This is a genomic window from Acinetobacter sp. AC1-2 (assembly GCF_016124155.1).
Taxonomy (GTDB): domain Bacteria; phylum Pseudomonadota; class Gammaproteobacteria; order Pseudomonadales; family Moraxellaceae; genus Acinetobacter; species Acinetobacter calcoaceticus.
In genome coordinates, this window is the sequence record NZ_JABFFO010000001.1 from 49,995 (window position 1) to 64,793 (window position 14,799).

Below are 14,799 nucleotides of genomic sequence, written 5' to 3' on the forward strand. Positions count from 1 at the left end.
TTGTGTTAATTCTACTTGTCTTTTATATATCGCTCGTTGATGATCAAGATGCCAAATTGGGTATTGCCCCTTGTTAATTGACGACTTAATTCTGAGCAGCCATGCTATCTAAATTCTTTATTCAGCGTCCTATTTTTGCCAGTGTACTAGCAATTATTGTTATGGCATTTGGTATTTTCTCGGTGCTGAATTTACCTGTAGAACGTTATCCTGATATTGCACCTCCAAAAATTACAGTATCGGCAAGTTATAGTGGGGCGGATGCACAAACGGTTGAGCAAAGTGTTACTCAGATTTTAGAACAGCAAATACAAGGTATTGATCACTTACTTTATTTCAGTTCGACCAGTGATTCATCGGGACGTAGCCGAATTACGATTAGTTTTGATAATGGAACAAATCCAGATACGGCACAGGTGCAAGTACAAAATAGTATTAGTGGCGTCATAAGACGTTTACCAGATGAAGTACAACGCCAAGGGGTGACGGTAAGTAAGTCTTTGGGCGATACTTTCATGGTGGTGGGTTTATATGACTCGACTGGTAAAGCGGGGAACATTGAGCTATCGGATTACTTAACTACGCATGTGGTAGATGACCTGAACCGTATTGAAGGGGTAGGCGAGTCGGATGTTTTTGGTTCGCAATATGCAATGCGAATCTGGCTAAATCCTGATAAATTAAAACAATATAATTTAATGCCAAGTGATGTTGCCAGTGCAATCACCGCTCAAAATACACAGGTGGCCGCGGGTGCAATTGGTGATTTACCTGTTATCGATGGGCAATATTTAAATACTAAAGTTACAGCCGGTTCTCGACTAAAAACAGTTGAAGAGTTTAAAAATATTGTAGTGAAATCAAATCAAACAGCGAGCTATGTCTATTTAAAAGATATTGCCAGAGTTGAGTTGGGTGCAGAAAACTATCAGTCTTTTAATACCATTAATGGTTATCCTGCTGCAGGTTTAGGTATTTCGCTATCTTCAGGTGCGAATGCCATTCAGACCTCTAAGCTTATTCATCAAACTCTAGATCAGGTTACAAGCAAGTTACCAGCCGGATATAAAATTGTTTATCCACGAGATAACACGCCGTTTGTTCAAGAGTCGATTAAGGAAGTTGTAAAGACGCTTGTTGAAGCGATTATTCTCGTTATTTTGGTGATGTTCCTATTTTTACAAAGCTGGCGTGCGACACTCATTCCGAGTATTACCGTGCCGGTTGTTATTTTAGGGACTTTTGCTGTTTTATATGTGCTCGGTTTTAGTATTAACACCTTAACGTTATTTGCATTGGTGCTTGCCATTGGCTTGTTAGTTGATGATGCAATTGTAGTCGTGGAAAACGTTGAACGGCTCATGCATGAACAGCACTTAACACCAAAAGAAGCTGCTATTGAGTCAATGGGAGAAATTAGTGGAGCCTTAATTGGGATTACATTGGTTTTAACCGCGGTTTTTATTCCAATGTCCTTTTTAGGTGGTTCAATTGGGGTGATTTACCGCCAGTTTTCCATTACTTTAGTTGCAGCTATGGCGTTATCGCTCGTCGTTGCATTAGTCCTAACACCAGCTTTATGTGCCCTAATTTTAAAACCTAACCCTGAGCCTATGCGTTGGGCGGTTTGGTTTAACCAAAAAATTGATCAACTTAAAAATCAATATATAAAGATCGTACAAACAAGCATTCGTTACAGTAAATCGGTTGTTGTGATTTTTGTGGCTCTGATCGCTGTTTTCACCCTGTTCTATAGCGGTTTAAAAAGTGGATTTATTCCTAAAGAAGATCAAGGCATTTTAAGTGTTCAAATTAAACTTGTTGATAGTGCCCCAATTTCTCAAAGTCAGAAAATTGGTGAACAAGTTCGTCAATATTTCTTGTCGCAAGAAGATAAAAATGTCGACTTGGTTTTAATCCGTTATGGCCGAAATTACTCAGGTACAGGACAGAACTTGGCACAAGGATTTATTGCTTTAAAACCGTGGGATGTGCGTACAGGAAAAGATGATTCGGCAGACGCTATACAAAAGCGTGCGATGAAATATTTTAGTCGTTTTAATAATGCACAGATTAATGTGACTTTACCTGCTTCGGTCAATGGTTTAGGTCAAACTGATGGTTTGGATTTATGGATTCAAGATTTAAATGGGCAGGGGCAAGATTTTCTAGATAGCACCTTCCGTCAGTTGCAAACACAGAGCAAAAGCTACTCAAGTTTTGAAAACTTTGATAAGCAATCAACCAATAGTAAAGCAAACCTCAATATTAAGATTGACCAGAAACAAGCATTAGCAAATGGGTTAGAGCTACCTGCGATTAATAACACCCTGTCGAGTGCGTGGGGTGGAACTTACGTGAATGACTTTATTGACCGCGGTCGTATCAAGCGTGTCATGATTCAAGGTGATGCTGAGTTTAGATCGAAACCGGAAGATTTATATAACTGGTCTGTACGTAATAACCAAAATGAAATGGTGCCTTTTAGTTCATTTGCTAACTTTAGCTGGGGCGGAGCTCCTGAAATCGTAAAACGCTATATGGGATATAGTGCTTTACAGCTACAGGCAGATGTTGCGAGTGGCAGTAGTTCAGGTCAGGCAATGAAAGATGTTGAACAACTCGTAAATCAGCAAAAGGATGTGGGTTTAGCGTGGACAGGTTTATCTTTTGAAGAACAGAAGTCGACTAATCAGGCCATCTGGTTATATCTCATCTCGGCAGGCTTTATTTTCTTATGTTTAGCAGCTTTGTATGAAAGCTTAAGCATTCCAGCCGCTGTGATGACATCTATTCCGCTTGGCGTAGGGGGAAGTGTAATTTTCTCTTATATTTTTGGACTGCCAAATGACGTGTATTTCCAAATCGCAATGTTAACCACGATTGGCCTATCGTGCAAAAATGCAATTTTGATAGTTGAGTTTGCAGCATTGGCTCAAGAAAAGGGTAAGAACGCGATTCAAGCGGCTTTAGAAGGTGCTAGCTTGCGTTTAAGACCCATTCTAATGACTTCCTTAGCCTTTGGTGCTGGAGTAATCCCTTTGGTCTTTGCTCAAGGCGCAGGGGCTGTGAGTCGCCAAGAAATCGGTATTAGTATTTTAGGTGGCGTCATGTTTGGTACTGTGCTGGTTTTATTCTTTATTCCAGTGATGTACGTGTTGCTTCGTTCATTGTTTAGATCGAAAGCTTCTAGTTAAAAGTAAACAATTTTAAAAAGAGGTATTAAATCAAGTATATTAAGTTTAACTTCTCTTCATATATTTGATTTAGATGCCTCAAGAAAAAAAATTAACAGAGCAGCAGGTCATCGCACTAGAACGAGATCTCGCCAAGTTTGCCACCATGATGGATAGTGCAGTTCGCATTCCTTTTACAAAGCAGGGTATTGGTGCCGATGCTGCACTGAGTACTATTCCAATTGCTGGTGATGTCGCTGGTTTCGCGCTGACTTGTTATGCCATTTATAAAGCCAAACAAATTGGTGTGCCTCAACATAAGCTGACTCCAGTCATCAAACTGGCAGTTGTAGATGCTGTAGTGGGCTTTGTTCCGGTTGCAGGAACTATTTTTGATATATTTATACGACCTAGTAGAAAAGCATTAGATGTGGTGCATACCCACATACGTGAAGAATATGCGATTCAAAGTGATATTCATGTCGTTCATCCATATTTACATGAAAAGCTTGAAAAGAAGCAGCAGCACTCAGCCTTCTGGCGTAATCCTGTGGTGAGTTGGTTATGGTTACATATACCCGATTTATTAGGTGCCTTTGTACTGCTTTTAATTGGCTTGGCTGTTTGGTGGGGAGCAAGTTATCTGTGGAGCTTTTATCAATCAATGTCATAAAAATAAAGCCTCCGATTGGAGGCTTTATTTCTTCACGTTAAACGTTTTATGGGCAGTCTAATTGATGTAAAGCTGCTACACGCTGTTCAATTGTTGGGTGGGTTTGGAACAAAGCAGCTAAGCTGAAACCTTGTTCTTTACCTTCCGCAATCGCGAAAGCTTTCATTTCTTTTGGCATTTGATCTGGCATTTCTGTCTCAGCTTGTAGACGTAATAATGCAGAAATCATTGCTTGTTTACCTGCTAAACGCGCACCTGCTTCATCAGCACGATATTCACGATAACGAGAGAACCACATCACAATCGCAGAAGCGAGAATACCAAAGACAATATCTAATACCATGGTAATAACGAAGTAACCCATACCCGGTGCTTCATCATCTTGACGACCAAAAACATTACGGTCGATAAAGTCACCGACTACACGAGCAAAGAACATAACAAAGGCGTTCACGACACCTTGGATGAGTGCTAGGGTAACCATGTCACCATTCGCAACGTGACCAATCTCATGCGCAAGCACAGCACGGAGCTCATCTTTATTCATACGCTCAAGTAGACCAGATGAAACGGCAACTAAGGCATCATTTTTATTCCAACCTGTTGCAAAAGCATTGGATTGATATGATGGAAAAATACCAACTTCTGGCATATTAATACCAGAACGTTGAGAAAGTTCAGCGACTGTTTGTAATAACCAGCTTTCAGCTTGGTTACGAGGAGCATTCGGGTCGATCAGTTCTGTACCGGTCGTTTTCTTAGCCATCCATTTTGACATGAATAACGAGATTAAAGATCCCACCATACCAAACACAAAACAGATTACTAAAAGGTTGCCTAGATTCAAGCCACCCGCGCCATGGTAACTACCGACACCGAAGAGTGACAAAATAATGCCAGCTACAACCAGTACCGCGAGGTTGGTAAGCAAAAACAAACCAATCCGCATCATTGAGAAAACCCTCTTATAAATAAAATGTTATCTGATTTACAAATTCTAAATCATGCAGCTAATATGCGGGGCTTAGGAGAAAAATTCAAGAAAAAAATAAGGAATTGATACATTCTTTCACGTAGCAGAATGTACCTAAATTTAAAGAATTATTGGCTAAATTCGCCTAAATGGTAAGGATCAGGTAATAGATCATTACAATTTAAAGCACAGGAACTTGAGGAAATAGATCCGTCACTAAAAGTTTTTATTCAATTCGAATATGTGCAATAGCAGTGGCATTGTTCGTGACATAAGTACCCGTAGGTGCATCAGTAAATGTCCCATTAGATAAAGTCACAATTTGACGAGAAGAGGAATATTTAGGTGCTGGCGCTGCTATTTGAGCTGTTGTGTTGTCCGTTAAATTAGAAGATTGAGAAGAGACTTGTGCAGAAGTATTAGTAAAAGATGAAAAACCTGAACCAGATGAATATAAGTTTTGATATCGACTGGTTACACGGCGCACGTAATCTTGTGTTTCACGAAAAGGTGGAATACCGCCGTATTTATCAACATTACCTTCACCTGCATTATAAGCAGCAAGTGCCATTTGTGTATTGCCACGAAAACGCTTGAGCAACCAGCTTAAATATTTTGCACCTGCAAAAATATTTTGTTGAGCATCGAAGGCATTGGTCACGTTAAATCGACGTGCAGTTGCAGGCATAAGCTGCATAAGACCTTGTGCACCCACAGGAGAGCGAGCATTTACATTAAATCCTGACTCGGTATGCATGACGGCCTTAATTAAGCCCTCAGATACGCCGTGTTGCTGTGCAGCCTGTTTAATAATGTGGTCAAAAGCGTTTTTATTTTTATTGTAGCTTGGTAGAACAGAGGCCTCTGAGGCTCCCCAGTTCGTATAACTATGAATATTACTGTCAGGGTAATAGGTCACTTTTACTTTTTTAAGTGATTGATCATAACTTTTTCGATTCGTCAGTAATGTACTACCATTTTTATCTTGGTAAATATACATTTGGCCTGCTGAACTCGAAGTTATACCAACTGAAAAAGTGGTCATCCCCAGTAAACAAGAAAAAAGAAATTGAACCGGTTTTTTCATTTTATGTTATTCACAATTTTAAGATATTCAAAACTTGTCGAAGAGTTTATCAAAAAATATTACAGAAAGAACTTTTGTGTAATTTTTTTTATTTCGACTCTTTCAAAAAATCAAGCTGTTTTGTTCGAATGCTCATCAAAAAAAATTAAAAATTATTTTTAAAATGATTCTATTGACTTGACTAACATGTTGATATTTAACAGCAAAAAACATTGGTTAAAAAATGATCAATTTAAATAAAACCCTTAACAGAAGGTCTAAACAGTTTGTCAAGTACGAAGAAATCCACAATTTTATCCACAGGTTTTGTGGAAAACTGTGGAAAAGTCCAAAAAGTAAGCACTTTGCACAAATTTTGAACGCGCTAGTCAAAATAGAACACGACTTTTGTATCATGCAGGAGCAATGTGACGACTTCAAGAATTGAAACTATTCTTTTGATGCGATTCTCGTCCGAATCATATAAAATTGCGCGGTATTTTTATTTATGGGTATATCTCGTCTATGTACGCGCCAGTTGAGTCTAATCAGGGATTTAATTTTAAGCCTGAACTTCCAACAAGCTCGGCCTATTACCGTTTGCTCAAGAAGCTTCGCCGTCAAGTTGGGCATGCTATTCGTGACTTCAATATGCTTGAAGAGGGCGATAAGGTCATGGTGTGTGTGTCTGGTGGTAAAGACAGTTATACCTTGCTCGATATCATGTTGCAGTTTAAACGTATTGCACCAATCAATTTTGATGTTGTTGCGGTTAACCTTGACCAAAAGCAACCAGGCTTTCCTGAAGATGTCTTACCTCGTTATATGGAAGAAAATAACATTCCATATTACATTTTAGAAAAAGACACCTATACCATTACTAAGCGTTTAACACCGGAAGGTAAAACCTACTGTGCAGTATGTTCGCGTTTGCGTCGTGGTTCTTTGTATGGCTTTGCACAAGAAATTGGTGCGACTAAAGTTGCTTTAGGACATCACCGCGATGACATTCTTGCAACGTTCTTCTTAAATCTGTTTCATGGTGGCAGTTTAAAGGCGATGCCTCCAAAGCTTTTATCATCAGATAAGAAGAATATTCTGATTCGTCCATTGGCATATGTTGAAGAAAAAGACATCATCAAATATGCCGAGTTGCGTCAGTTCCCAATCATTCCATGTAACCTTTGTGGCTCGCAGGAAAACTTACAGCGTGCCATGCTGAATGAAATGCTACGTGACTGGGATAAACAATATCCGAAACGCTTACACAGCATTTTTGGTGCGTTACAAAACGTATCTCCGTCTCAGTTAGCGGACCGTGAACTGTTTGACTTCGAAGCCCTAGATTCTCAGCGCGAGCTGGATTTTAAAGATCCAGAAGAGCTTAAGAATCGCTTAGATGTTGTGAACTTAAGTTTTGCTGCTGAGTAAAACTACTTGATAAGTCAATTAAAGGCACTTTATAAACAAGTGCCTTTAATGTATCAAAATACTAAAAAATGAATGTTCCGTACAAAAAGTCATAGCCCTAAATTTAAATTACATGCTATAACAACGCTCAAGCAGAATTGCTTCACATGATGTTGTCTGGATAGGCAACTAGAGAAATTGAACAAATAAATTTGAGGAAGAATCATGCCTGCATTTTTAACTGAAGATTGGTTTGCTACTGTCGAAAAATTAACTGCTGAAGCAGGGGATCTTAATTTGCCACCTGCTCTTGCGAATTTGGCAATTAATTTAGTAGTTACAGATGCTTCTGGAAATACCGAATTAGCTTTAGATGGGGGTAAAATCAAAAAAGGTTTGTCTTCAAATGCCAAAACAACTTTAAACATGGATGCTGAAACTTTACGTAAAGTATTCTTAGAGTTTGATATGGCTGCTGCTATGCAGGCATTCATGACTGGTAAAATTAAAGTTCAAGGCGATATGTCTCAATTGATGGCTTTACAAACAGCTAAGCCAAGCCAAGAACAAAAAGATTTATTTAAGAAAGTGTTAGATCAAACAGCTTAAATTTCAAAGAATTCATATAAAAAGCTTACCCATAGAGGTAAGCTTTTTATTTATACAAACAATGAATTTATCAACTTTTAAACAATAAAAATTAGATATTGATTCGTGTTTGCGCCGTTTTGATATGTTCAAGATAAGCACGAATACGAGTGACATATTGAACCGCTTGCTTATATCGACCATTACGCGTTTTATTACTTTGCAAATAATTGTAGAGATTAACCCACTGATTTGGATCTTTCCCTTGTGCCTGCAAGCGCTTCTGAATCTGGTTTACCGCACCAGGTCCCATATTATAGGCCACCAGCGCATACCAGTTCCGATCAGGGAAGGGAATATCATCATATTCACTTAACATCTGGTCGTAATACTTTGCTCCACCTTGAATGCTTTGAGCTGGATCACTACGATTGCTCACACCCATTGCTCGAGCAGTGCTATTGGTCAGCATCATTAAGCCACGAACACCTGTGGGAGAAACAGATTCTGGCTTTAAATATGATTCTTGATAACCAATTGCGGCAAGTAAATGCCAGTCGAGATCGTATTTAGCTGCACTTTGTTTAAAGCTCGCTTTATAAATCGGTAAACGCGTCGTTAAGTCACGTTGAATGGTTGACCAAGCTTCTGGTTTCACCACATTACGATTATAGAAAGAAGCGAGTTGCTGAGTCACACCATTTTGCTTACTTTGGCATACAAAGCCACTAGCAGTCTGGGTAAGAGGATCATCAGCTTGTTTAAACACCCAGCTTAACTCAGAATTTAAACCGTTTTTTTGCAAATTGACTGTGTCACCACAACTTGCAGAAAAGGACATTAAACCTTTGTTCTCGATGGTACTTAAACCTGCGGTAGTCATCGCAAAGTTTGCTTTACCTTGCTGAACCCATCTAAGTGCAGTGGCATTGTCTGCCACGATTTTAAAGTCCAGCTTTACATTAAGGCTTTGTGCATAGTTACGTGCTAAGTCGTAACCAAAACCATGTAAAAACTGATCTTCTTTGAAAACGGTTGTCGGGCTTTCTACCGCAACAACAGTTAGAGTGTTTGTATTTACTACAGTATTGTACTGTAGGGTTTTTCCTGCATTAATACTATGAAATGGAAAAAGCATAGTACTGAGTGCAAGTGCTTTTAACGGGAGAGAAGAAAATAAAGAGTTAAGGCAAAGCCTCGACCCTGAACTTGAATTACTGTGCATGTTGTCTCCGCTACAGATAATTTATGCCCAAAAAGTCAGACAATAAGCTGCCATAACTTTTTAAAAGTTGATAAATTCAATAAGGGGTGGGCAGTCATGACGTCATTCAAAATGACATGAAATGAAAAAAACAAACTGTGTAGAAAATCTACATAGTTTTCTAAAAGGTTAAAAAATGCTCAACATTTAATCTGCGCGCATCATAGTATTGAAAAAAAGTATTGTCAAATTTCGTACAATTAAATATTCGATATATCATCATAAACACATGAATTTCTTAAGGAAGAAAATTTATACACTTCTGATATGAGAAAATAGGGTATAAAATGCTACATCTTGTAAGCGATATGTTGTTGAACAGTGGTTTTTAATCATGAAATCTAACTTAATCACCCGATCAGGGCATGACAAATTAGTTGCTGAATTAAAACAACTTTGGCATGAAGAAAGACCGGAAATCACAAAGAAAGTGAATTGGGCTGCAAGCTTGGGTGATCGCAGTGAAAATGCAGATTATCAGTACAACAAGCAGCTACTTAGAAAAATTGATCGACGAGTACGTTATTTAGGAAAGCGTTTAGAAGAATTAAAAATCATTGATTACTCCCCTGAGCAAGCCGGTAAAGTTTATTTCGGCGCTTGGGTCGAGATTGAAAATGAAGAGGGTGAGCAAAAAACTTTACGTATTGTAGGGATTGATGAAATTTATGATCATCACCCACAGCATATTTCGATTGAATCGCCTATGGCTCGCGCACTGCTTGGTAAAGAAGTAGATGATGAGATTGAAGTACACACGCCATCTGGGAAAAAGCTTTGGTATATCAATACAATTCGCTATGAAAAGAGCGAAAACCCAGAAAACTAAATTAATTTGTATTTATTTTGATCGTTTGAATTGAAAGTTAAATAAAAGATTTGCCAACTTGTGTTTTTATTTATATTATAGCGCTCGTTGGAAGCGTGGCAGAGCGGTTTAATGCACCGGTCTTGAAAACCGACGAGGGTGTGAGTCCTCCGTGAGTTCGAATCTCACCGCTTCCGCCAAATTCTTAAAAAGCCCTTGTTAATGACGAGGGCTTTTTTTTATGCCTGTTTTTTATTTTCTCGGCTTATATCAATTTTGAATAACGCTATTTAAATTTTATTGAAACACGTGCCTATATTTTTCCTTATTGTCGTCCTAGTTTGATTTATAAGGCATAAAAATCGATTGTTCTTCTAAGTTAATAACTCACTCTCTACGCTTAAAATAAAATCTTTAATCTTCATTTAAGTTCAACTCTTTAATTTGTTGCCTAACAATTGATTTCTTTAATAAGTCATAAAAATCCAAACGTGACTGTATTTAAGTTAAATCAAAAACTTAAAGAGAGTTATAAAAATGAACCAATGCGTAACAAGCTCGAAAAATATTATTCGTGGTAAATTTCACCCCGAATTTTTGCAAGATGAAGTACTCGCCGATATTTTTATTCAAACTGCTCAAAATCTCCCAGATAAAACAGCTTTAATTGAAGCAAATAAAACGCTGAGCTATGGAGAGTTATATCAGCAAGCTTTAGTAATGGCGCAACAACTGACTTTAAATGGGGTGAAAGCAGGGAATATTGTCGGGTTATGGCTGCCGAGGGGGATTGAACTTTTAAAAGCACAACTGGCGATCTGTTTGAGTGGCGCAGCGTGGCTTCCTTTTGATATGGATACGCCTGCCGACCGAATTGCAGTTTGTCTTGAAGATGCTGAAGCTGTAGGCATGATTACTACAGATGAATGGTATGAACATTTAGCTGAAGTGCCACAAACCAAATGGACAAACACAGAGCTACAACAGCCGGTTATTAAAGAAGTAAGCTTACCGAAAACCACACCAGATCAACCTGCTTATATTATTTACACTTCAGGCTCAACTGGAAAGCCGAAGGGTATTGTGATTACCCAGAAAAATATTTGTCACTTTCTGCGTAGTGAAAACAGTATTTTAGGGATTCAAGAACAGGACAAAGTCTATCAAGGCTTTTCAGTCGCTTTTGATATGTCGTTTGAAGAAATCTGGCTTTCTTATTTGGTTGGGGCAACATTATGGATTGCTCCAAAAAACTTGGTGAGTGACCCTGAACGTTTATGCCAAACATTAAAGCAGGAACAAATTACAGTATTGCATGCTGTACCAACATTACTGGCTTTATTTCCTGAAGATGTACCGAATTTACGCATTATTAACTTAGGCGGGGAAATGTGCCCGGATTCACTGGTTGACCGTTGGGCACTACCTCACCATCAAATGTTTAATACCTATGGTCCAACTGAGACTACGGTTACTGCAAGCTTAGAGCTATTACAACGTGGTAAACCCGTCACGATTGGTAAACCTTTACCAAACTATGGCATGTTAGTCATTAACGCTGAAAGAGAATTACTGGCTCAAGGTGAGACAGGTGAGCTCTGTATTTTCGGTCCGAGTGTGGCACCAGGCTATTTAGGGCGACCTGATTTAACGGCTGATAAGTTTATTGAAAACCCTTGGGCAATGAGTGCGGATGAAGAGTTGCTTTACCGTACTGGGGATTTGGCAAAAATTGATGAATTTGGTCAAGTCCACTGCTTAGGGCGTGCTGATGATCAGGTGAAAATCCGTGGTTTCCGTGTTGAACTCGGTGAAATTGAAGCGGCACTTTGTGATATTGACGGCATTGGCACAGCAGCAGTAATTCTACGTCAAGAAGACGGAATTGATCAGCTTATTGGTTTTATTGCACCTGAGCTTGATGCCAAACAACCGATAGAAATTAAGCAACTTCGTCATACTCTAGCTCAACGTTTACCACCTTATATGGTGCCGAATCGTTTTGAGATTATTGAAGAAGTACCGCGTTTATTATCTGGAAAAATTGACCGTAAAGCGTTAAAAATAAGACCGCTTACGAGTGTAATTGACCGCAGTGAATCTGATCAACCGCAAAATCCAGCCGAAGAAATTTTATTTGAAATTTTGAATCGCCTGTTTCCGAACATGCCGATTAAACTAGATTCGGATTTCTTTGATGATCTAGGTGGGCATTCACTTTTAGCAGCCGTTTTAATTTCAAACCTGCGTGAACATCAAAAATATAGCCATCTTACAATTCAAAGCTTATATCAAGCCCGAAGAGTGGGGGCAATTGCTGCTTTAATGTTGGAACAGCCAGAACCAACATTATTTGATAGCCAGATTGGGCAAGACAACCCGCGTAATCAAACTTATAAATGGTTATGTGGTATTGCGCAGCTTGCGACCATTCCAGTTTTAATTTCGATTAATATTTTACAGTGGTTAGCACCATTCTTTACCTATCACTATTTTACAGGTGGAACCCGAGACAGCATTCCATATGCAATCGCGTTGTCTTTACTGGTTTATATCAGCGTTATTATTAGTAGTTTTGTACTTTCAATTACGGTGAAACGATTATTAATGTTGGGCATTGGTGCAGGACGTTATCCACTTTGGGGAATGACTTATTTCCGTTGGTGGTTAGCAGACCGTATTAGCAATATTTCACCAGTTTATTTATTGTCAGGTTCAACTTTACTTAACCTCTATTTAAAAGCACTTGGCGCAAAAATTGGACATGATGTCACCATTAGTTCAGTTCATATTCGCATGCCATCTTTATTAACAGTTGAAGATGGCGTGAGTATTGGCTCTCAAGTGAATTTAGAAAATGCCAAAGTCGAACATGGTCATTTGGTGTTGGGTTCAATTCATCTTAAACAAGATAGCTATGTGGGTTCGTATGCTGTATTAGAAGAAAATACAGTGTTAGAAAAACAAGCTCATGTAAATGCCTTAACTTCAATTGAATATGACACGGTTGTACTAGCTGGAGAAATTTGGGATGGTACGCCAGCTAAGAAAATAGGGCATGTGGACGAGCATGATAAAATGCCAGAGCGTCCTAAATTATCGTTCATTCGTAAAATTTCTGAATATGGATATTATGGTGTTAGTGCATTAATTATTGCTTGTTTGTTCTTTATTCCAATTTTCCCAAGTTTCCTTTTGGTCGATTGGTTAGATGTAAACGTATTTAATATCAATCCGAACAACCATCTGCAAATCGCACTTTATTATTTTGCTTTAGCGATTCCAGCTAGTGCAATGATGATGATGATTACTGCTGTTATTTCTTCAGCGATACGCAAAATTGCACTGCCTCGTCTTGAGATTGGAACGTACGCTATTCATGGCAGCACGTATTATCGTAAATGGTTTGCATCTCAAATTTTAGAAACAAGCTTACAAACATTGCACGGCCTGTTTGCTACGATTTATGCGCCTACATGGTTTCGTATGTTAGGGGCAAAAGTAGGTAAAAATACCGAAATTTCTACCGCAAATGGTGTTATTCCTGAAATGCTGACTTTGGGTGAAGAAAGCTTTATTGCCGATGCTGTACTGTTGGGTGATGAAGAGATCAAAGGCGGTTGGATGACATTAAAATCGACCAAAATCGGGAATCGTAGCTTTGTCGGAAATAGTGCTTATATTGCTGATGGAACTGTCTTGCCAGACAATGTCTTAATTGGCGTACAGTCAAAAACACCAGATAACCTTGAAATGTATGATGGTCAAACTTGGTTTGGATCGCCGCCATTATTATTGCCTGCACGTGAAGCTGCTGAAAAATATCCTGACCATTTAACGTTTAAACCTAGTGCCAAGCGCCGTTTCATGCGTGGTTTTATTGAAGGACTTCGTGTTGTATTGCCAGCCGCACTCGCAATTGGCGTAGGTTATATGATTGTATTAGACGTTATTGATGTTATTAATAACTACGGCATAGCGAAAGGACTATTAGCATTAACCATTGCAGGGCTGCTCTATGGTGTCGGCTGTTTCATTATTGTTGCATTGATGAAGTGGACTTTAATTGGACGTTATCAACCACGTTCAGCGCCAATGTGGACCATGTTTGTGTGGTTAAGTGAAGGGATTACTAGCTTATATGAATCAGTTGCCATTCCAAACTTCTTAAACTACTTAAGAGGAACGCCAATGTTGCCATTCTTCTTGCGTATTTTAGGTGTTCGAATTGGTAAAGATGTTTACATGGATACGGCTGATATCACAGAATTTGACTGTGTAAGCATTGGTGATCGTGCTGAATTTAATAGCTTTTCAGGTCCACAAACTCACTTGTTTGAAGATCGTATTATGAAAATTGGGCAGGTCAATGTTGGAAATGATGTAGTCGTAAATTCACGTAGTATTATTTTATATAACGCCAATGTTAGCCACCATGCAGTGTTAGGACCATTAACTTTGGTGATGAAAGGTGAAAATATTCCTGCTAAATCTGCGTGGATTGGTTCGCCAGCTGTGCCTTGGGTTCATAAATAATTGAATTTAAGTTTAACCATCTAATTAAAAAAAGCCTTTGTGAAAACAGGGGCTTTTTTATGCATACGGCATAAATTACAGTCATAGTTAGCTTAAATATTGCTAACAAATCCTGAAAATTTCATATAAATCAAATAAGTATATATTTTAATCAAAACTGTTTTATTTATATAATATGTTTTTTATTTTCAGTGCTTTACCAAGAGCACGTCTATATATCAAAATCGAACAAGTTATTTGTAGAATATTCACTTATTGATATATGATGATCCAATATTTAGAAACTGATTCAAAACATAATTCTA

The 14,799-nt window shown here is 38.5% G+C and carries 9 protein-coding genes and 1 tRNA gene; 7 read left to right on the forward strand and 3 right to left on the reverse strand.

What is annotated here, in order from left to right:
- Positions 1-101: 101 nt before the first annotated feature.
- The gene (locus tag HL290_RS00195) at positions 102-3,197 is read left to right on the forward strand and encodes a multidrug efflux RND transporter permease subunit (RefSeq protein WP_198495270.1); all 3,096 of its coding nucleotides are present in this window, start codon (positions 102-104) and stop codon (positions 3,195-3,197) included.
- A gap of 73 nt (positions 3,198-3,270) precedes the next feature.
- Positions 3,271-3,849 carry a DUF4112 domain-containing protein gene (locus HL290_RS00200; protein WP_092709460.1) on the forward strand — a complete coding sequence of 193 codons (579 nt, stop codon included), beginning with the start codon at positions 3,271-3,273 and terminating at the stop codon, positions 3,847-3,849.
- A 46-nt stretch (positions 3,850-3,895) separates the two neighbouring features.
- On the opposite strand, the gene htpX is transcribed toward HL290_RS00200, so the two are convergent.
- The gene (gene htpX / locus HL290_RS00205) at positions 3,896-4,801 is read right to left on the reverse strand and encodes a protease HtpX (protein ID WP_003650116.1); all 906 of its coding nucleotides are present in this window, start codon (positions 4,799-4,801) and stop codon (positions 3,896-3,898) included.
- A gap of 247 nt (positions 4,802-5,048) precedes the next feature.
- Positions 5,049-5,909, reverse strand: a complete 861-nt coding sequence (locus HL290_RS00210; RefSeq protein ID WP_198495271.1) for a lytic transglycosylase domain-containing protein — start codon at positions 5,907-5,909, stop codon at positions 5,049-5,051.
- A 504-nt stretch (positions 5,910-6,413) separates the two neighbouring features.
- Here HL290_RS00210 and ttcA point away from each other — a divergent pair.
- Together ttcA and HL290_RS00220 are read left to right on the forward strand one after the other, a co-directional pair.
- Complete coding sequence (ttcA, locus tag HL290_RS00215) at positions 6,414-7,319, forward strand: tRNA 2-thiocytidine(32) synthetase TtcA (RefSeq protein WP_003650120.1); 906 nt, start codon at positions 6,414-6,416, stop codon at positions 7,317-7,319.
- 204 nt (positions 7,320-7,523) lie between these two features.
- Positions 7,524-7,907 (forward strand): SCP2 sterol-binding domain-containing protein, encoded by a 384-nt coding sequence (locus HL290_RS00220; protein ID WP_198495272.1) that lies wholly within the window; start codon positions 7,524-7,526, stop codon positions 7,905-7,907.
- Positions 7,908-7,998: 91 nt separating this feature from the next.
- On the opposite strand, the gene HL290_RS00225 is transcribed toward HL290_RS00220, so the two are convergent.
- Positions 7,999-9,111 (reverse strand): transglycosylase SLT domain-containing protein, encoded by a 1,113-nt coding sequence (locus HL290_RS00225; RefSeq protein WP_198495273.1) that lies wholly within the window; start codon positions 9,109-9,111, stop codon positions 7,999-8,001.
- 373 nt (positions 9,112-9,484) lie between these two features.
- On the opposite strand from HL290_RS00225, the gene greB reads away from it, so the two are divergent.
- The 3 genes from greB (at position 9,485) to posA (ending at position 14,494) form a co-directional block, all read left to right on the forward strand.
- Positions 9,485-9,979 (forward strand): transcription elongation factor GreB, encoded by a 495-nt coding sequence (greB, locus tag HL290_RS00230; protein WP_092709468.1) that lies wholly within the window; start codon positions 9,485-9,487, stop codon positions 9,977-9,979.
- Between the two features lie 89 nt (positions 9,980-10,068).
- Positions 10,069-10,158: transfer RNA gene (locus tag HL290_RS00235), tRNA-Ser, on the forward strand.
- A 337-nt stretch (positions 10,159-10,495) separates the two neighbouring features.
- On the forward strand, positions 10,496-14,494 hold the full coding sequence (gene posA, locus HL290_RS00240; protein WP_198495274.1) for a delta-poly-L-ornithine synthetase PosA: 3,999 nt from the start codon (positions 10,496-10,498) through the stop codon (positions 14,492-14,494).
- Positions 14,495-14,799: the final 305 nt, after the last annotated feature.

What these genes read in the sequence shown, in the direction of transcription:
- HL290_RS00195 (WP_198495270.1), top strand. Translation starts at nt 102, where the DNA reads ATGCTATCTAAATTCTTTATTCAGCGTCCTATTTTTGCCAGTGTACTA.
- HL290_RS00200 (WP_092709460.1), top strand. Translation starts at nt 3,271, where the DNA reads ATGCCTCAAGAAAAAAAATTAACAGAGCAGCAGGTCATCGCACTAGAA.
- htpX (WP_003650116.1), bottom strand. Translation starts at nt 4,801, where the DNA reads ATGATGCGGATTGGTTTGTTTTTGCTTACCAACCTCGCGGTACTGGTT.
- HL290_RS00210 (WP_198495271.1), bottom strand. Translation starts at nt 5,909, where the DNA reads ATGAAAAAACCGGTTCAATTTCTTTTTTCTTGTTTACTGGGGATGACC.
- ttcA (WP_003650120.1), top strand. Translation starts at nt 6,414, where the DNA reads ATGTACGCGCCAGTTGAGTCTAATCAGGGATTTAATTTTAAGCCTGAA.
- HL290_RS00220 (WP_198495272.1), top strand. Translation starts at nt 7,524, where the DNA reads ATGCCTGCATTTTTAACTGAAGATTGGTTTGCTACTGTCGAAAAATTA.
- HL290_RS00225 (WP_198495273.1), bottom strand. Translation starts at nt 9,111, where the DNA reads ATGCACAGTAATTCAAGTTCAGGGTCGAGGCTTTGCCTTAACTCTTTA.
- greB (WP_092709468.1), top strand. Translation starts at nt 9,485, where the DNA reads ATGAAATCTAACTTAATCACCCGATCAGGGCATGACAAATTAGTTGCT.
- posA (WP_198495274.1), top strand. Translation starts at nt 10,496, where the DNA reads ATGAACCAATGCGTAACAAGCTCGAAAAATATTATTCGTGGTAAATTT.